General features: G+C 63.8%; 18 protein-coding genes. 7 read left to right on the top strand and 11 right to left on the bottom strand.

Translation table 11 applies throughout. From position 1 onward, the window contains the following. Positions 1-44: 44 nt before the first annotated feature. Complete coding sequence (gene mgrA / locus VG320_RS21920; protein ID WP_327202162.1) at positions 45-1088, bottom strand: L-glyceraldehyde 3-phosphate reductase; 1044 nt, start codon at positions 1086-1088, stop codon at positions 45-47. A gap of 251 nt (positions 1089-1339) precedes the next feature. Between mgrA and VG320_RS21915 the strand changes: the two genes are divergently transcribed. Then, positions 1340-1546: a DUF3185 family protein gene (locus VG320_RS21915; RefSeq protein WP_167063978.1), complete on the top strand. Its 207-nt coding sequence runs from the start codon at positions 1340-1342 to the stop codon at positions 1544-1546. A 43-nt stretch (positions 1547-1589) separates the two neighbouring features. On the opposite strand, the gene VG320_RS21910 is transcribed toward VG320_RS21915, so the two are convergent. After that, positions 1590-2354, bottom strand: a complete 765-nt coding sequence (locus VG320_RS21910) for a phytanoyl-CoA dioxygenase family protein (protein WP_327202161.1) — start codon at positions 2352-2354, stop codon at positions 1590-1592. 560 nt (positions 2355-2914) lie between these two features. On the opposite strand from VG320_RS21910, the gene VG320_RS21905 reads away from it, so the two are divergent. Beyond that, entirely contained in the window at positions 2915-3274 is a 360-nt protein-coding gene (locus VG320_RS21905) for a hypothetical protein (RefSeq protein WP_327202160.1), read from the top strand. Positions 3275-3367: 93 nt separating this feature from the next. Here the strand turns inward: VG320_RS21905 and metK are convergent, their stop codons facing one another. After that, complete coding sequence (gene metK / locus VG320_RS21900) at positions 3368-4555, bottom strand: methionine adenosyltransferase (RefSeq protein WP_327202159.1); 1188 nt, start codon at positions 4553-4555, stop codon at positions 3368-3370. Positions 4556-4833: 278 nt separating this feature from the next. Between metK and VG320_RS21895 the strand changes: the two genes are divergently transcribed. Then, a complete protein-coding gene (locus VG320_RS21895) occupies positions 4834-5718 on the top strand; it encodes a lipid A biosynthesis lauroyl acyltransferase (RefSeq protein ID WP_327202158.1) in 885 nt (294 codons plus the stop codon). Positions 5719-5975: 257 nt separating this feature from the next. Here the strand turns inward: VG320_RS21895 and VG320_RS21890 are convergent, their stop codons facing one another. Together VG320_RS21890 and VG320_RS21885 are read right to left on the bottom strand one after the other, a co-directional pair. Then, on the bottom strand, positions 5976-6395 hold the full coding sequence (locus VG320_RS21890; protein WP_327202157.1) for a DUF4279 domain-containing protein: 420 nt from the start codon (positions 6393-6395) through the stop codon (positions 5976-5978). A gap of 12 nt (positions 6396-6407) precedes the next feature. Next, positions 6408-7436, bottom strand: coding sequence for a hypothetical protein (locus tag VG320_RS21885; protein ID WP_327202156.1), 1029 nt, complete (start codon positions 7434-7436; stop codon positions 6408-6410). A 164-nt stretch (positions 7437-7600) separates the two neighbouring features. Here VG320_RS21885 and VG320_RS21880 point away from each other — a divergent pair, with 164 nt between their 5' ends. Then, positions 7601-7738, top strand: coding sequence for a hypothetical protein (locus VG320_RS21880; protein WP_327202155.1), 138 nt, complete (start codon positions 7601-7603; stop codon positions 7736-7738). A 285-nt stretch (positions 7739-8023) separates the two neighbouring features. Here the strand turns inward: VG320_RS21880 and VG320_RS21875 are convergent, their stop codons facing one another. The 3 genes from VG320_RS21875 to VG320_RS21865 are packed head-to-tail and all read right to left on the bottom strand — an operon-like array spanning position 8024 to position 9134. Further along, on the bottom strand, positions 8024-8263 hold the full coding sequence (locus VG320_RS21875) for a hypothetical protein (RefSeq protein WP_327202154.1): 240 nt from the start codon (positions 8261-8263) through the stop codon (positions 8024-8026). After that, positions 8260-8631: a hypothetical protein gene (locus VG320_RS21870; RefSeq protein WP_327202153.1), complete on the bottom strand. Its 372-nt coding sequence runs from the start codon at positions 8629-8631 to the stop codon at positions 8260-8262. The genes VG320_RS21875 and VG320_RS21870 overlap by 4 nt, the downstream gene beginning before the upstream one ends. Positions 8632-8636: 5 nt before the next feature. Continuing rightward, positions 8637-9134 (bottom strand): hypothetical protein, encoded by a 498-nt coding sequence (locus tag VG320_RS21865; RefSeq protein WP_327202152.1) that lies wholly within the window; start codon positions 9132-9134, stop codon positions 8637-8639. 175 nt (positions 9135-9309) lie between these two features. Here VG320_RS21865 and mnmH point away from each other — a divergent pair, with 175 nt between their 5' ends. Beyond that, the gene (gene mnmH, locus VG320_RS21860; protein WP_327202151.1) at positions 9310-10383 is read left to right on the top strand and encodes a tRNA 2-selenouridine(34) synthase MnmH; all 1074 of its coding nucleotides are present in this window, start codon (positions 9310-9312) and stop codon (positions 10381-10383) included. A 274-nt stretch (positions 10384-10657) separates the two neighbouring features. Here mnmH and VG320_RS21855 read toward each other — a convergent pair whose 3' ends face one another. Both VG320_RS21855 and VG320_RS21850 read right to left on the bottom strand, forming a co-directional pair. Next, positions 10658-10963 carry a DUF4148 domain-containing protein gene (locus tag VG320_RS21855; protein WP_327202150.1) on the bottom strand — a complete coding sequence of 102 codons (306 nt, stop codon included), beginning with the start codon at positions 10961-10963 and terminating at the stop codon, positions 10658-10660. 212 nt (positions 10964-11175) lie between these two features. Beyond that, positions 11176-12261 carry a glycosyltransferase family 4 protein gene (locus VG320_RS21850; RefSeq protein WP_327202149.1) on the bottom strand — a complete coding sequence of 362 codons (1086 nt, stop codon included), beginning with the start codon at positions 12259-12261 and terminating at the stop codon, positions 11176-11178. 278 nt (positions 12262-12539) lie between these two features. On the opposite strand from VG320_RS21850, the gene VG320_RS21845 reads away from it, so the two are divergent. After that, a complete protein-coding gene (locus VG320_RS21845) occupies positions 12540-13805 on the top strand; it encodes an O-antigen ligase family protein (RefSeq protein WP_327202148.1) in 1266 nt (421 codons plus the stop codon). 110 nt (positions 13806-13915) lie between these two features. On the opposite strand, the gene msbA is transcribed toward VG320_RS21845, so the two are convergent. Next, positions 13916-15709: a lipid A export permease/ATP-binding protein MsbA gene (gene msbA / locus VG320_RS21840; RefSeq protein ID WP_327202147.1), complete on the bottom strand. Its 1794-nt coding sequence runs from the start codon at positions 15707-15709 to the stop codon at positions 13916-13918. Positions 15710-16025: 316 nt separating this feature from the next. Here msbA and VG320_RS21835 point away from each other — a divergent pair, with 316 nt between their 5' ends. Further along, positions 16026-16850, top strand: coding sequence for a glycosyltransferase family 2 protein (locus tag VG320_RS21835; RefSeq protein WP_327202146.1), 825 nt, complete (start codon positions 16026-16028; stop codon positions 16848-16850). Positions 16851-16864 lie beyond the last annotated feature (14 nt).

Here is a 16864-nt window from a genome sequence, read left to right as displayed (position 1 = left end):
CCTCGCACACGGCGAGGCGGTTTTCACTGGTAACACGCAGGGGATCAGATCGCCTGATCGGTCGACGGCTTTTCCCACAGATTGATGCCGCCTTCGGTCGCGAAGCGGTCGATCTCGGCGAGTTCTTCCGCCGAAAATTCGAGGTTCTTCAGCGCGCCGACGTTCTCGCGCACCTGCTCCGCGCGGCTCGCGCCGATCAGCGCCGAGGTCACGCGGCCGCCGCGCAGCGTCCACGCAATCGCCATCTGCGCGAGGCTCTGGCCGCGGCGCTGGGCGAGTTCGTTGAGCTTGCGCACGTGTTCGATGTTCTCCGCACTCAGGTGTTCGTTCTTGAGCGAACTGCCGCCCGGACGGTTCACACGCGCATCCTGCGGCACGCCGTTCAGATACTTGTTCGTCAGCAGACCTTGCGCGAGCGGCGTGAATGCAATACTGCCCGTGCCGATGTCTTCGAGCGTGTCGAGCAGCTCATGCTCGACCCAGCGGTTGAGCAGGTTGTACGACGGCTGATGGATCAGCAGCGGCACCTTGTATTCGGCCAGCAGCTTCGCCATCTCGCGCGTCTTCTGCGCCGAATACGACGAAATGCCCACGTACAGCGCCTTGCCCTGCTGCACGGCGGTGGCGAGCGCGCCCGCGGTTTCTTCCAGCGGCGTTTCGGCGTCGAAGCGGTGCGAGTAGAAGATATCGACGTAGTCGAGACCCATGCGCTGCAGGCTCTGGTCGAGGCTCGCCAGCACGTACTTGCGCGAGCCGCCGCCCTGGCCGTACGGGCCCGGCCACATGTCCCAGCCCGCCTTCGACGAGATCAGCAGTTCGTCGCGGTACGGACGGAAATCGTCCTTGAAAATGCGGCCGAAGTTGGTTTCGGCGCTGCCGTACGGCGGCCCGTAGTTGTTCGCGAGGTCGAAGTGCGTGATGCCGAGGTCGAAAGCCGTGCGCAGGATTTCGCGCTGCGTCGAAATCGGCGTGGTGTCGCCGAAGTTGTGCCACAGGCCGAGCGACAGCGCCGGCAGCTTGAGTCCCGACTTGCCGCAAAAGCGGTATTGCATTTCCGAATAGCGTTCAGCAGCTGCTTCGTAGGCCATCGTTTGAATCCTCGAACGGGAAACAGGTTTCAGAAAGTCCAGCGGCGGCGCGCGCATTCTGCGCATATCGCGCAAAAAACGCAGCAATAGCGCCATAAATCCGTCAAATTCCGCGATGTGGCGCGCCGCGCGGTTTGCCATGCTAGCCGATCCGCGCGTTCCGTGCAGATGCCCATCATGTGGGACGCGACAATGGACGCTGCCGCCGGGCTCGCCTACACTGCGGCGTCCGTCTTCTGCATGAGGTCTTTATGGTCAAAGCGCTTTCGTTCGCGCTGATTGCCTGCGGCGTCGCGCTGCTTTACTTTGGCGGTCAGTCGTTTCACTCGTTCTCGAACGACGTTTCGCGCATCGTCACCGGCGCGCCCACCGATCGCACGATGATCCTCATCGTGGCAGGCGCCGCCGCAACCGTGGCCGGACTCACCGGCCTGGTGGTATCGGGGCGCCGGCGCTAGGCCGACGCCTTTGGCAGCGCGGTTTCTCCGCGCAATCGACGCATCAGCCGAGTTTGACTTCCGGTATCGATGCCGAGCGCGTGCCCGGCAGCGGCACGTTGCTCGCGCCGTGGTAGGTGTAGACGAGCGAGAACTTCACGTCGTCGCTCTGGTTCTGCCCCGCCGAATGCAGCGTGTTGCAGTGGAAGAACACCACGTCGCCCTTTTGCAGCGTGGGCGACGTCGCGCGCTCGATCCATGCCTGGTTTTCGGGCACATCGGCGCGGAAGAATTTGGCCTGGTCGAAGCTGCCCGAGGTGAACGGCGCCGTGTGCGAACCGGGCACGAACCACAGGCCGCCGTTCTCGATGGTTTCCGGCCCGAGCGCGAGCCACACCGACACCAGATCGTCGCGCTCGAACGACCAGTAACGCACGTCGCGATGCCAGCCCGTGAGGCTGCCGTACGTGGGATGCTTGGTCATCATGCAGTTGTGGTGCACGCGAGAGAGCCTTGGCTCCTCGCCGAAATACAGCTCCATCCAGCCAGTGATCTCGGGCGAAGTCGCCCATTCGCGATACGACGGATGACGCGAATACGCATCCAGCAGACGCCGCACCGTATGGCCGCCGGGCGCGTCTTTCGAGTCGGGCGCGCCGGGATAGCGCAGATCGGCTTCGAATTCGAGCGGCGCCGCGGCCGCCTCCAACTGCGTCTGCGCGACGCGCTTGATCTCGTCGCACCGCTCGGGCGAGACGAGCCCCGGCACGACCACGAAACCGCGCTCGCGCAGCGCCTGCACCTGTTCCTTCTTTGACTGGACTGACATGGGACTTCCGTTATTCGAGGCCTGCGGGGCCGCGGTCATCCGGACCGCGGCAGCGGCGCCGCGCTCATATGCCGCTTTATGTCGCTGATATGTATTCGATGCGCGCCGTCCGCTCGATTGTAAGAGCGCGCGCACGCGGCTGGAAGCGGCTGGCGCGCGCATCGATGCTCACATCGACGCACGTCGATGAAGCAGACCCGCACCGGCGTGGCGACAAAGGGCGCGATCGTATGCATCAAGATGCATCAGGAAAGCTCGGGGCCGGGTATTAACCGACTTTCGGGCGTCATGATTCGCGTGTAGTCTGCCGGCATGCTGTTTTTTGACCCAGAACATCTATCGCGCGGACGGACTGCCCGCCAGGCCTTGCCCAGCAAGGCTTGCGCCCTCCGAGGTCCATCCCGGCGCGCCCTCCCAGCCTTGGCTTGCGCCATCCGGCCTGTCTTGCGCTTCTCCTCATTGTGTCCTCACTGAAAACAGGCACGCTTGCTGCTGGATTCGATGCGCCACGTCGCGAACCTCGCGTCGAGTATCGCGTCGAACCTGTTATCGCCCAAACCATGCATACCCCTTCCGACACCCGTCACATGACTCATGCTGCCCTGAAAGCCGCCCGCCCGGCCCGCCGCCATGTCGTGCGCGCCCTGCGCCACCATGCCGCGCGCACGCGTGCGCTGGCCCAACAGGTGCGCACTGCGCATCCGGTGGACAGCATGCGCTCGTGGTTCCACACGTTCTTCTCGGTGCTGCGACTGCGCGCGGGCTCGCGCCACTTCTCGCTGCGCACGCTGCTGTATCGCCCGAACGCGACGCTGCGCACGCTCGCCGCGCCCTCGACCGTCCATACGCCGCGCAACGCGCGCCGTCCGCGCCGCATCACCGCGAGCAGCGCCGGCTGGTTCGGCTTCGCGATGCAGTAAAGCGCCCCGGCCTCACGCCTGAAGAAACAAAAAACCCCGCCAGGACGTCTGTCTTGGCGGGGTTTTGTTTGCTTGCTTCGCTAAGCCTGACGCTTAAGCGAGCGCGCCAACCGGTTCCGTGCCAGCTGCTTCGGCCAGTACGAGCGCGCGGTCAGTGGCTTCCCACGAGAATTCCGGCTCTTCGCGACCGAAGTGGCCGTAAGCAGCGGTCTTTTCGTAGATCGGGCGCAGCAGATCGAGCATCTGGATGATGCCCTTCGGACGCAGATCGAAATGCTCGCGCACGAGCTTCGTGATGGTGGCGTCCGAGACCTTGCCCGTGCCGAACGTGTTGACCATCACCGAAGTCGGCTCGGCCACGCCGATGGCGTACGAAACCTGGATCAGGCAGCGCGACGCCAGACCGGCGGCGACGATGTTCTTCGCCACGTAACGGCCAGCGTAAGCCGCCGAACGGTCGACCTTCGACGGGTCCTTGCCCGAGAACGCACCGCCGCCGTGCGGGGCTGCGCCGCCGTACGTATCGACGATGATCTTGCGGCCCGTGAGACCGCAATCGCCCTGCGGGCCGCCGATCACGAAACGACCGGTCGGGTTGACAAGGAACTTGATGTCGCCCTTGATGAGGTCGGCCGGCAGCACCGGCTTGATGACTTCTTCGATGACGGCTTCGCGCAGCGTGCCCAGATCGATGTCCGGCGAATGCTGCGTGGACAGCACGACCGTGTCGATGGCGTGCGGCTTGCCGTCGACGTAACGCACGGTGACCTGCGACTTCGCGTCCGGACGCAGCCACGGCAGACGGCCGTCGCGGCGCAGGTTCGACTGGCGCTCGACCAGGCGGTGCGAAAGGTGGATCGGCAGCGGCATCAGTTCGGGCGTTTCGTCGCACGCATAGCCGAACATCAGACCCTGGTCGCCTGCACCTTGGTCGAGATTGTTGTCGTGCGCGCGGTCCACGCCCTGGGCGATGTCCGGCGACTGCTTGTCGTAAGCGACGAGCACCGCGCAGCCGCGGTAGTCGATGCCGTAGTCGGTGTTGTCGTAGCCGATGCGCTTGATCGTGTCGCGCGCGACCTGGATGTAGTCGACGTTGGCCGTGGTGGTGATTTCACCGGCGAGCACGACGAGACCCGTGTTGCACAGCGTTTCCGCTGCAACGCGCGAGTACTTGTCTTGCGTCAGGATGGCATCGAGAATCGCGTCCGAGATCTGATCCGCGACTTTGTCGGGATGGCCTTCGGAAACGGATTCAGAAGTGAAGAAATAGTCGTTTGCCACGTGTAAGGCTCCTTGTAGCTGGTGACGGTTGAATTTCACGTAGCCAGCTTCGGGAGCTTTGAAGCGGCGACGCTTTAGCGGATTACCTGGTCCAGTTAGTCACGACCGCACACTTAGCTCCGTGGCGCGATACATGGCGAACCGGCTTCGCCCCGCAAGTTGTCAGTTAACTCGGCGAAGACCTTATTATAGCGACTTCCCCAATTTGTCGCAGAGTCACACCGCGTGTTGTCAATCGTTTTCTCCACTGCTTTCCGGCACGTCACGGGAGTCGCCGCATGCTAGGCAAACTCGGCTCACGTTTCGCCATTGGTCTGCTGAAACTTTTTGCGATCCTACCCTATGGCTTCGTCGCTCGTCTGGGAGACGGGCTGGGGTGGCTGCTCTACCAGATTCCGAGCCGCCGCAAGCGCGTCGTCCACACCAACCTGCGCCTGTGCTTCCCCGAGTGGAGCGACGAGAGGCGCGAGGAAGTGGCGGGCCAGCACTTTCGCCAGGCGATCCGCAGCTACATGGAGCGCAGCGTGCAGTGGTTCGGCTCGGCGAAGAAACTCGAAAAACTCGTCCAGCTGGACAGCGAAATCGACCTTACCGACCCCAATCTGCCGCCCACGCTGTTCCTTGGTCTGCATTTCGTCGGTATCGAAGCCGGTTCGATGTTTCTTAACTACTCGCTGCGTCGCCCCTGCGGCTCGCTCTACCAGCCGTTTTCGAACCCCGAATTCGAGGCCGCCGCGAAAGCCGGCCGCAGCCGCTTCGGCGCCGAAATGGTGAGCCGCGCGGACAGCGCGCGTGCCGTGCTGCGCTGGCTGCGCGACAAGAAGCCGGTGATGCTCGGCGCGGATATGGACTACGGCATGCGCAATTCCACTTTCGTGCCGTTCTTCGGCGTGCCTGCGTGTACGCTGACCGCGGTCGGACGTCTGGCGAAGGTGGGTCATGCGCAGGTCGTTCCTTTCATCGGCGAGGTGCTGCCCAATTACAAGGGTTATCGGCTGAAAGTCTTCAAACCTTGGGAAAATTATCCGACCGGCGACGATGAGCAGGACGCGCGCCGTATGAACGAGTTTCTCGAGGAGCAGATTCCGCGCATTCCCGAGCAGTATTACTGGGTGCATAAGCGGTTCAAGACGCGGCCGCCGGGTGAGCCTGGGGTGTATTGAGTTTTGAGGTCTGCCGGATCAGTCGTAGAGAAGCCGCCTGCGGGCGGCTTTTTGCTGGGCGCGTGAAATCGGTGCACACAGGCGCCGCGCGCGGTGTCACCCGCGTCGCGACGTCCAGAGCCAGCGCGGCAATAACCCGGCGCAACCGGAATTTTGTCAGTCCACCACGCGCGCACGGCGAAGTTTTGGCAGCACGAACTGGGGGGCCGGAAAGACGGGCAACCCTCGCGAATCGGCTTTTCGTTTGGCGCACGGCTCTAGCGGTATTCGTCAATCTCAACCGTGCCACCCATCGCTTCCATCATGGCGCGGATATCGTCGGGCACGTCGGGCACGCGGTTCCCGCCTTCGTTGCTCCAGTAGCAGAAGAAGCGCATTCGAGCGCCAGTCCGTTCGATGAGTCCACGCAGATCCGAGCGGGGGAGCGCGAGGCGATCCGTGAGATAGTGAAGGTGCGGAGCCAGCTCGTCACTCTCCACGAATGCTTTACTGGAAATACTCCAGACTCCGATACGCCGCGTGCCAGCACTCATACGACCAGATGGTGTCACGAAGCGTTCGCCCTTTACACCAGCCGCATCCGGCGCGACGCCAAAGTAGCTGGTCCAGAATTCCGGGGACTCCACGTCCTGATAGATCGTGAAGGACGCATAGGCAAGTTGGTGTTTTAAGGTCATGTAGTGTCTCGCTCACGGCGCGTAGGTGTGAATGTTGTCCAACCATTCGCCATTGAAATAGACGTCGCCGCTATCGTGGAACGTTACGTTGTCATCGCCTCGAAGGCTGAATTCATCCTTGAGCGCGTGGATCATGCCGCCGAACGTGTCCATGTCATACCCGAGCATCTTGGCCGCATAGCGCTCGTTGATCGTAGACTTCGCCAGTTCTTCGACATCGCCATCCGGCATATCCGGCTGATAGTCGAACGGCTGCGCGTCGCCGAGCGGCGTTGAGGTGTCGTCCGCATCATCGCCGAGCGCTGTGTCGTCAGCTCCGCCAGCATCATCACCATCGTCCGAATCGTCGCCACCGCCGAGCACCGCCCCGGCCGCCGCCTCCACCTCGCCGAGCAAGTCGTCGCCGTTGCTCACCAGTGCGGCCGCTGCGCGCCTTGCAGCGTTCGCGGCCTGTATTGCGTCGATGCGCTCGACCATCGCGTTGTACTTTTCGATGTAGGCTGTCGCGCCGTCGGCATCGAGGCCCATCGATTCCATCACCGACTGGTGGAACGTCTTCGCGCGCGGCGTACTGGCTACCACTCCACCCCCGCCCCCGCTCCGATACGTTTCGCCCCACGTTTGCGGCGCGTAGCGTGCCGATACGCCAGCACTGCCGCGCCAGTCACGATCAATGGCGGGAACGATCAGGCCATCGCGTACCGCTTCGCGCAGAATGCGCGTTATGTCTTCGCCGTCTATCGGCGCGGGCCATCGCCCACGTACATGCTTGCCGATGAAGCCCGCGTAGGCGCTGAAATCGGCAGAGATACGCGATGCTTTGCGGCCGATGCTAACCCGGAATAACTGGTCGAAATCCCGCCTGTCCCGAGCCATCTGTTCTTCGCGCGCCTTGCGCGCTGTCTGGCGCTCCTCGTAAGAGAGCCGCCAGCCACGGTCTACGTCTTCGATATCACGAGCGGGCACTAGCGCGCACTGCCAACTGCCCTTGAGCGGCACGTAAAGCGCGTTATACGAATTGCCCCATTCGGGTAACGACATGTCACCTCCACCTGGTTGTGCCGCGTTTACTAGCACGTCACCAGGCGGCCGACCTTGCGCTATCTGGACTGGCGCATCAGTTGATGCCGGGTGCATCGGCCGATGGACTGTCACGCGCCAAGCAAACCCAGCATCACGAACCGGCCTGAAAGCCCCACCAGACGGTGATCTACGCAAACCATAAGATCATTCAGCAACATCCCGTCATCGACGATCTACTCGACTTCGCCGAGCAGATCGGCTTTCTTCTATCCCGCCGCGCGATCGACATCGACGCCGTCTATGAGTTTTTCGAAACGTAGGCTGTACCGTACAGCCAGGAGACCAACCTCTATCGGACGCGGGCTCGCGTGAGGGACAATGCGCCAGACATTTACGCGAAAGTCGACTGGGTTTTCGGGGCGCTTGAGGCGCGCGAGCGGCGTACAACAGGTGAATCGGTGCGCCGCACGCTCGAACATAGATCGAGCGGTTCCCTCACGGGCGAATCTGCGCTGGTGTCAAAGACTGGCCGGCCGCAATCTTGCGCTCCCAAAAAACGAGGGATTGCCCGCTTTACACGCCAAAGGTAGCTTTTTCGTCAGATGCTACCGATATTCGTCAATCTCGACCATGTCGCCCATCGCTTCCGACGGCGCTGCCTCGTCGCCATCGCCGGATAGTAGTTCCGACAGCTCGTCGGAACGCAGTCTCCGCATCGCCTTCTCGACTTTCCTGTCGTAACGCCGATCATTGGGATCGTGGCCGGCGTGCGACCTGCGCGCGTATTTCTGTACGAAGCAACCAAGCTCACCGGCAAGGCGGTCCCGTTTTCGATTCGTGCTCACGTAGAGCCGACCTCCCGCACCGCCAGGGAGTCGCACTCAATCGCAAGTTCAGCGCTGAGCGTTGAATAGACGAACACGAGCAGCGTCGCTCTTCTTTGCGTCAGCCGTTCGCCGCGCTCAAGCATGGCGCTGACACGTGCGTACTTCGTATCATCCGGCTGAACGATGTGAATACCGTACACGATGTTCAACAGCCCCAAGCGCTCAACGCAGACGCACGTAGCGCCTTCGAACGTCACCGACACGCGCCTGCCGCAAAGGTACAGGCCGAGTGTCAGCGTGCGGGGCTCTACGTTCGGCCCGGTCGCCACGCTGTCCAGAGACCAATCGTGGAAGTAATTCCACGATGCCAATAAGTTGTCCGTCATTCCATTCACCAAGGAAGCAAGGAAACCGGCGCGCCCTCGTCACGACTCGTTCCGTCCCAATTGTGAGCATGAGGGTTGGGATTGCCGTGATGGGCCTCGAAATCAATATCTGTCATTGGCGTGCCGCCAGAGCCGTACTGCCGCAACTGCGGCATCGTCCCCGGCATACTCGATGCCCACGTGCCCGGCGCTCCATTGAACGGCATACCCGCGATTTGCTCAGCGTCGCCATCCGGCATATCGAACTGATAGTCGAATGGCTGTGCGTCACCGAGCGGCGTCGAATCGCCGCCAGAATCAGCACTAAACAGGTCATCGTCGGAGGCGCCTCCGCCATCGCCATCGCCATCGCCATCGTCCGAATTGTCACCTCCGCCAAGCACCGTCACGGCTGCCGCCCCCACCGCACCGAGTAAATCGTCGCCATTGCTCGCAGCTGCTGCCGTTGCGCGCTTCGCAGCGTTCGCGACCTGTATCGCGTCGTTCGGGTAACGACATGTCACCTCCACCTCGTTGTGCCGTGTTTACTAGCACGTCACCAGGCGGCCGACCTTGCGCTATCTGGACTGGCTCGCAGTTGATGCGAAGTGCATCACCAACCGACCACTACCCTCTATCGCCGCGTATCATCCGCATTCAGGCCATCGCCACCCTCACCGCCCCACCGGAGCACCGCAGTTGAATCACCAGCGCGTCACCCTGTCCCAGCTCGGCGAATTCGACGAAGTCGTCGACGTGCGCACGCCGCTCGAATATGCCGAGGACCACGTCCCCGGCGCCATCAACGCCCCCGTCCTCAGCAACGAAGAGCGCGTGCTGGTTGGCACGCTCTACAAGGAATCGCCATTCGACGCGACGCGCGTGGGCGCGGCCCTCGCCGCGCGCAACATCGCGATGCATCTCGACACTACCTTCGCCGACCGCCCGCGCAACTGGCGTCCGCTCATCTACTGCTGGCGCGGCGGCAAGCGCTCGGGGTCGATGACGGCCATGTTCAACATGATCGGCTGGCGCGCGCGGCAGCTCGAAGGTGGCTATAAGGCGTACCGCCACAGCGTTCTCGAAGCGCTCGGCACGCTGCCCACCCAGTTCCGCTTCATTGTGCTCACCGGGCCCACGGGCAGCGGCAAGACGCGCCTGCTGCAGGCGCTCGGCCGCGCTGGCGCGCAGACGCTCGATCTGGAGGCGCTCGCCGCGCATCGCGGCTCGCTGCTTGGCGCGCTGCCTTCGCGCGCGCAGCCGCCGCAGAAAGCGTTCGACACGTCGCTCGTGCAGGCGCTGCGCGATTTCGATGCGACGCGCCCCGTATTCGTCGAGGCGGAAAGCCGCCGCATTGGTGCGATCACCTTGCCGATTGCGCTGGTCGAAGGGCTGCACGGCGCGCCCTGCGTGGTCGTCGATGTCGCGCGCGAGGAGCGCGTGGCGCTGTTGCTGGAAGAATATGGCCACCTGCTCGGCGAGCGCGATTACTTCCGCGAGCAGTTGCTCAAGCTCACGCCGCTGCACGGACGCGAACGCATCGCGTCGTGGTGCCAGTTGCTCGACGAGGACCGGCGCGCGGAGTTGTCGGAAGCGCTCGTCACGCAACACTACGATCCGGCCTATACGCGCAGCACGCGCAAGCATTTCGAGGCGCTCGCCCGCGCGCCACACTTCGCGTTCCATCCGATGTCGGTGGACCCGCTCGACGAAGCGCGCGCCCTGCTCGCGCAGCTTGAGCGTGCGCAGCCGCCCGGCGAATCTACTGCCTGATCTACTGCCTGATAGCGAAGCAACGAAGCAGAAATGCACAAAGGCCGCCAGCAAAACGCCAGGCGGCCTTCGGGGAAAAAACGCCCGGACACCCATTCCGTGCCCGGGCGAAACCATCGGAATGGCCGATGGTGGAGGTATCTTCGATGCCGATAGTGCGGATAGCGCGCTGAGCCAGTGTCTTCACACTGCGCTGCCACCCGGCCTGCTACCGCTCACTGCTCGCGCCGTCCCGCCCTCCAGCGGCGCGGCGCACTGTCATGTCTTGATGCGCTTAGCGCGTGTACATGGCGTTCCAGTCTTGCTGCGACACCGTAGCGCCGCGCACACCCGATTCCGACGCATTGGCCACGCCGCCGTAGGCGCTGTTGCCGTTACGCGCAGCAACCTTGGCTTCGGCTGCCTGGATCGCGTCCGGGTAATGTGCCTGGTCGCCATCGCCGACGTGGTAGCCGACTTGCTGGAGCTGGACCAGCTCAGCGCGCACCGAGGCGCGGGTAACGGGTGCCTGCTGGGCGAACGAAGCGACCGGAACGATCAGGGCAGCGGCGACGGCAACGGCTTGAATAAGGGACTTCATGGTAACGACCTCCAGTTTGGACTAGACGGTCGACGTGCGACGGTATGTGCATGCGACCGATGTACGCATCGTAGGCTTATCGACTCCTAGGGTTAACCCCTAAGCTCGAACAAGACTTTTCCATCTGGCGGAAGGATCGCGCAAAGCCCCGTGGGACGGGCGATTTCGTGGGGTCGGAAGAAGAGTGCGCCCGCAGGAAGTGGGCGCGACGGTCATTTTTGTGACGAGAGGATGTCGGACGCGAGGCCGAGCAGCGCGTCGACGTGGGCCGTCACGCTGGCGTCGTAACGGATGGCGGGATGCAGACCCGTATTTACACTGCCAGCGCTGCCGACGATGCGGCGGCCGCGCGCGGCAAGCACCGCCTCCAGCGTGCGGCGCAGATCGGCGGCGTCATCGGGGCGGAACACGTACTTGGCGTCATCGGCGATGGCGTCGCAGCAACCGATATTCGACGAGAAGATCACCGGCGTGCCGCACATCACCGATTCGATGCCGACCAGGCCAAACGGCTCGTACTTCGAAGCGAGGATCGTGTAATCCGCCGCGCGGTAGGCATTCTCCAGATCCTTCACGTAGCCGATATAGCGCACGCGCTGGCTTGCGCGCTCGGGCGGGCGCCCCGCCACCGCCACGACCACGGGCAGTTCCAGCGCTTCCACCACCGTCTGGATCAGCGGCAGGCCCTTGCGGTCATGGCTGCTCGATGGAAACAGCAGCACCGTCTCGTGCTCGCCGAAGCCGAATCGCTGGCGCAGCGCGGCGCGCGCGGCGTCGGCCACCGGCGAGAAACGCGCCCCATCCACCGGCGGGCACAGCACGCGGATCTTCGCGTCGTCCACGCCGTAAAGTTCGAGAAGTTCTTCGCGCATGAGCGCAGAATGCGCGACGATCACGCGCGATCGCGCATATTGCCGGCTTTCGAGTTCGATCTGACGTTGATCGGAGCCGCGCGTCGGTCGGCCCGTCGCGCGCAGAAAGCCGCGATGCGTGCCGCCGCAGATCGCGATTTCCGACGAGTCGACGCGGTTGCAGCCGATCAGCACGTCTACACCCAAGCGGCGGCGCAGCGCCGCCAGCCGCCAGGAAAACCAGCCATCGCGCAGCTTGCCGGGTAGCAGCGAAACGTTGATGCGATGCGGTTCGACCAACCTGTATTCGGCGAGCGACGGGTCGAATTTGCGCGCGAAGAACGCCGGACGCAGATTGCGTGCGGCAAGTCCCTGAACGAGGTCCATCGCATAACGTTCCAGCCCGCCGCTGTGCTTGAGCGCGTTTGCGGAAATACCAACCTTCATGACTCGTCCGACGTGTGAATTTTTGTGCAGAAAAAACGCGTGGGCCGATTATATAGCCCTACTTCCGCACGCTACCGTTGGAAAGCTGGGGTAATGCCCTAGCTGGTCGGCGCCCGGGCGAACCCGTTTGGGCCAAAGGCCCTCCGGTATAATCGACCGGCTTTGGGCATTAGAGCGTCCATCCCTGGCCGCACGGCGCCGTAGACATCGTTCGATGGGCGCCCGACGGCCATATCGACATAACAAATTGACTGCCCGTCCGATTTGCGCCGGCCGCCATGAATCACGAAACAACCACTTTCCCTCGCCGCCTGGCTCCAATCGTCTCCCTGCTGCTCGTGCTCGGCCCGGCTACCAATCTGGTCTGGCGCGGCGGCACGGGTTACTGCTTTTTCCTGCTGCTGGCGTTCGCGCTCTGGGGCCTGTACGCCGGTCGGCGCGAGCCGGGCTATTTCGCGCCGTGGCGCGATTACGGCTGGTACACGGCGGCCATGCTTGCGCCGCTCGTCGTCGTCATCGTGCAGCAGCCGCTGATGGGCTACTGGAAGCCACATCAGTTCGATGCGCTCTCGCGCTTCGCGCTCGCCCTGCCGGTCTTTCTGCTGCTCAGTCGCGTGCCCTCGCGCTATCTCACCGCCGTCGGCTGGGGCTGCGCGTTCGGCGCGCTCGCCGCCAGCGCCTGGGTGATCCTCGATCGCCCGGTAGGCGGCTGGAGCGACGCCGAGCGCCTGAACAACTACTACACCAACGCGATTCCGTTCGGCGATACGGCCCTGCTATTCGCCTTCCTCGCCGTCTTTACGTTCGGCTGGGACCGCAAGGCGCGCCCGCTCGCGCTGGTGGTAAAGCTGGCCGCGCTGCTGGTGGGCGGCTTCGTTTCCTATCTTTCGGGTACGCGCGGCGGCTGGATCGCGATCCCCGTGTTCATGTTCCTGCTGGGTGTGCAGTACGGCTGGTTCACGCACTGGAAGCGCGTGGTCGTGGCCGTGGTGCTGGTGGCCGTGGCGGCTGGCGCGCTGTTGTCGACGGAGCGCATCCGCCATCGCGTCGCGGATGTCGGCTCCGACGTCGCGCTGATGGAGCACGGCGACAAGGACACCTCGACGGGCCTGCGCCTGCAGCTCTGGAGCGCGTCGATCCGCATCTTCGAGCAGCATCCGGTCTACGGCGTCGGCAAGGGCCGCCTGGAAGCCGCGCTGGGCGATCTGGCGCACCGTGGCGAGGCCAGCCAGGCAATCGTCAACGAACGCGCGCATAGCGACTTTTTCTCCGCCATCGCCGAAATGGGCGCAATCGGCGCGCTGAGCCTGCTGACGATCTACTTCGGCACCTCGGTGTACTTCTGGCGCGCGCGCCGCGACGCCGACGCCGTGATCCGCACCGCCGCGTGCAGCGGCCTGGCGGTGTCGTTCAGCACCATCCTCTTTGGCCTGACGATCGACGTGCTGGTGCCGATCCAGGTGATGGTGCTGATCTCGCTGCTCACCGCGACCTTCCTCGCGACGATCGTGTCGCGCAGGCGCGAAATCGCCGTCGGCTTCTGAGCCCACGCCCTTTTTCAAGCCGATAAAAAACGGCCCATCGCGTCTGACGCGATGGGCCGTTTTTGCGAGTTTGTCATTGCGAAGCCGCTCGAAGGAGCGGCCAAGCCGTGTTAAGCCGCGCTCTGCTGGAACTGGATCTGATGCAGATGCGCGTAGAGCCCGCGCTGTTCGAGCAGTTGCTGGTGCGAACCGCGCTCGACGATGCGGCCGGCTTCCATCACGAGGATGCGGTCGGCGCGTTCGATGGTGGACAGGCGGTGAGCGATCACGAGCGTCGTGCGGCCCTTCATCAGCGTTTCCAGCGCCGACTGCACGTGGCGTTCCGACTCCGAGTCCAGCGCCGAAGTTGCTTCGTCGAGAATCAGGATCGGCGCGTCCTTGTAGATCGCGCGCGCGATCGCCAGACGCTGGCGCTGGCCGCCCGAGAGCTTCATGCCGTTATCGCCCACCAGCGTGTTGACGCCGTCGGGCAGCGCCGCGATGGTGTCCCACAGGTTAGCTGCGCGCAGCGCGCGTTCGACGCGCTCGACATCGGCCGTTTCGCCGTAAGCGACGTTGTTCGCCACCGTGTCGTTAAAGAGCGTCACGTCCTGGCTCACCATCGCGATCTGGCTGCGCAGCGCGTGGACGTCGTACTCCGGCACCGGCACGCCATCGACGAGAATCTGGCCGCCGCTCGGATCGAAAAAGCGCGGCAGCAGGTTCACGAGCGTGGTCTTGCCGCTGCCCGACGGGCCCGCCAGCGCGATCATCTCGCCAGGCGCCGCGGTGAAGTGCACGCTTTCGAGAATCGGTCGCCCTTCCGGCCCGTAGGCAAACGAAACATTGCGGAACTCGATTTCGCCGCGCGCGCGTTCGAGCGGCTTGCCGCCGCCTTCGGGCTCGGCGGGTTCGTCGATCAGGCCGAAAATCAGCTCGGCGGCCGTCATGCCGCGCTGCAGCGGCTGGTTCACGTCGATCAGGTGCTTCAGCGGCGAGATCACCAGCAGCATCGCCGTGACGAACGAGACAAAACCGCCCACCGTGGTCTGGTCGTGCGAAGCCTGCACCACCGCGATCGTCACGACAACCGCCAGCGCAATCGAGGCCAGGAACTGCGTGATCGGCTGGGCGAGACCGCCCGAGACCGTCATGCGCATCTGATAGCCGCGCAGCCGCTTGCTCAGTTCGCCGAAGCGGTCCATCTCGTACTTTTCGCCGTTATGCACCTTGACGACCTTGTAGCCGCCCACGGTCTCTTCGACGATGTACGAGAGATCATTGGTGAGCAGCTGGTAGTCGCGATTCAGGCGGCGCAGGCGGCGATTGATCTTGCTGACGAGCCAGCCGATAGCCGGCAGCAGCACGGCCACGATCAGCGTGAGGCGCCAGTTCAGAATGAACAGATAGCCGAGCAGGAACACCACGGTGAGCGAGTCGCGCACGGAGGTCACCAGCACGGACATCAGCACGTTCAGGATCTGGTTGACCTCGAACACGATGGCATTGATGACCGTACTCGCCGTCTCGCGCTGGAAGAAACCAACGCTCGCGTGAATCATGCGCTCGAACATCTTAAGGCGCAGTTCCAGCAGGATCTTGTTCGAGACGTACTGCAGCAGATAGCCGGAGGCGTACTGCGCGAGACCGCGCACCAGCGACAGGCCGATCACGGCGACCGGCACGATCCACGTGGCGCTCGGGCTGCCCTTGGTGCCAAAGCCGTGGTCGAGCAGCGGTTTGAGCAGCGCGGGAATGCCGGCCTCGGTCGCGGCAACGATGGCCAGCGTGGCAATAGCGGCGATCGACACCCAGATGAGCGGCTTGAGATACGGCCACAGCCGGCGGCCGACCGAGCCCGGATTGGAGGCCTGGCCTTCGCCGATCGGCTTGCTGAGGGTGGATTGTCGGGGCTTCTCGCTCAAGGAATCCTCTGGAACGCGTGTTCGGAAAACGGGCGCGGCAGCGTCGGGATGACACTGCGGCAGCGCGGTACGCATTGTATACGGTCGGCGCGGCGGGCCGTTCGATCCGTCAGACACCCTGCTTTGCGCCTGCTTCCCATCTGTTACCCGCCGGAGCCCACGCCAGCGACCCGGCGCGCATGGTCTAGAATACGCACCTCTGCCGCCTGGCCCCGCCTGGTTGAGCAATACACCGTCTATAAACGAAGAATCAGCGCGCAACCTCACAGGTTCGCCGCTGGCGTTTTCCATTCAGAATCAGAACAGGCGTCCACTCATGTCCGACGGACTTTCCCCGACCCGCTCAAGGCCGCAGGCCCAGGGCACGTCGCCCGCCACGCTTTCCGTGATCGTGGTGGCGATGAACGAGGCGCACGACATCGGCGAATGTCTCGAATCGGTGCGCGGACTCGCGATGGAAACCATCGTGTTCGATTCCGGCAGCACCGACGGCACGCCGGAACTGTGCCGCCAGCTCGGCGCGCGCGTGTTCGAGACCGACTGGCCCGGCGACGGGCCGCAAAAGAACCGCGCGCTCGTCGAGGCGCGCGGCGACTGGGTCATCTGCCTCGACGCCGACGAGCGTCTGAGCCCCGAACTGCGCACCGAAATCGCCACGCTGCTCGCCCAGGGCACGCCGCACAGCGCCTTCAGCACGCCGCGCCGCTCCAGCTTCTGCGGGCGCTTCATGAATCACTCGGGCTGGTGGCCCGATCGCATCGAGCGGCTGTTCCGGCGCGGCAGCGCGCGCTTCACGGACGTGCGCACCCACACGCATCTGGAAATAGAGGGCACGATCGGCCGTCTCGACGGCCCGATCATCCATATCTCGATGCCGGATCTGCACGAAGCGCTGGAAAAGACCAACGCCTATTCGAGCGCGGGCGCACTGACGATGGCGGAAGCCGGCAAGCGCTCGTCGCTCGCCAAGGCGCTCGGCAAGGGTTTCTGGGCGTTCTTCCGCACCTGGGTGATACGCGCGGGTTTCCTCGACGGCGCCGAAGGGCTGATGCTCGCGATCAATAACGCCGAAACGACGTACTACCGCTACGCCAAGCTCGCACTGCTCACGCGCGACGGCAAGGTGGCGAAAAAGCGCTAAACGGTGCTTCTGGA

Origin of the sequence: Paraburkholderia sp. (assembly GCF_035948235.1) — a bacterium.
Lineage (GTDB): Bacteria > Pseudomonadota > Gammaproteobacteria > Burkholderiales > Burkholderiaceae > Paraburkholderia.
This window is presented reverse-complemented; position numbering and strand designations above follow the sequence as displayed.

Coding starts and splice junctions, on each gene's coding strand:
- mgrA (WP_327202162.1), bottom strand. CDS start 1,088: ATGGCCTACGAAGCAGCTGCTGAACGCTATTCGGAAATGCAATACCGC.
- VG320_RS21915 (WP_167063978.1), top strand. CDS start 1,340: ATGGTCAAAGCGCTTTCGTTCGCGCTGATTGCCTGCGGCGTCGCGCTG.
- VG320_RS21910 (WP_327202161.1), bottom strand. CDS start 2,354: ATGTCAGTCCAGTCAAAGAAGGAACAGGTGCAGGCGCTGCGCGAGCGC.
- VG320_RS21905 (WP_327202160.1), top strand. CDS start 2,915: ATGCATACCCCTTCCGACACCCGTCACATGACTCATGCTGCCCTGAAA.
- VG320_RS21895 (WP_327202158.1), top strand. CDS start 4,834: ATGCTAGGCAAACTCGGCTCACGTTTCGCCATTGGTCTGCTGAAACTT.
- VG320_RS21890 (WP_327202157.1), bottom strand. CDS start 6,395: ATGACCTTAAAACACCAACTTGCCTATGCGTCCTTCACGATCTATCAG.
- VG320_RS21885 (WP_327202156.1), bottom strand. CDS start 7,436: ATGTCGTTACCCGAATGGGGCAATTCGTATAACGCGCTTTACGTGCCG.
- VG320_RS21870 (WP_327202153.1), bottom strand. CDS start 8,631: ATGACGGACAACTTATTGGCATCGTGGAATTACTTCCACGATTGGTCT.
- VG320_RS21855 (WP_327202150.1), bottom strand. CDS start 10,963: ATGAAGTCCCTTATTCAAGCCGTTGCCGTCGCCGCTGCCCTGATCGTT.
- VG320_RS21850 (WP_327202149.1), bottom strand. CDS start 12,261: ATGAAGGTTGGTATTTCCGCAAACGCGCTCAAGCACAGCGGCGGGCTG.
- VG320_RS21845 (WP_327202148.1), top strand. CDS start 12,540: ATGAATCACGAAACAACCACTTTCCCTCGCCGCCTGGCTCCAATCGTC.
- VG320_RS21835 (WP_327202146.1), top strand. CDS start 16,026: ATGTCCGACGGACTTTCCCCGACCCGCTCAAGGCCGCAGGCCCAGGGC.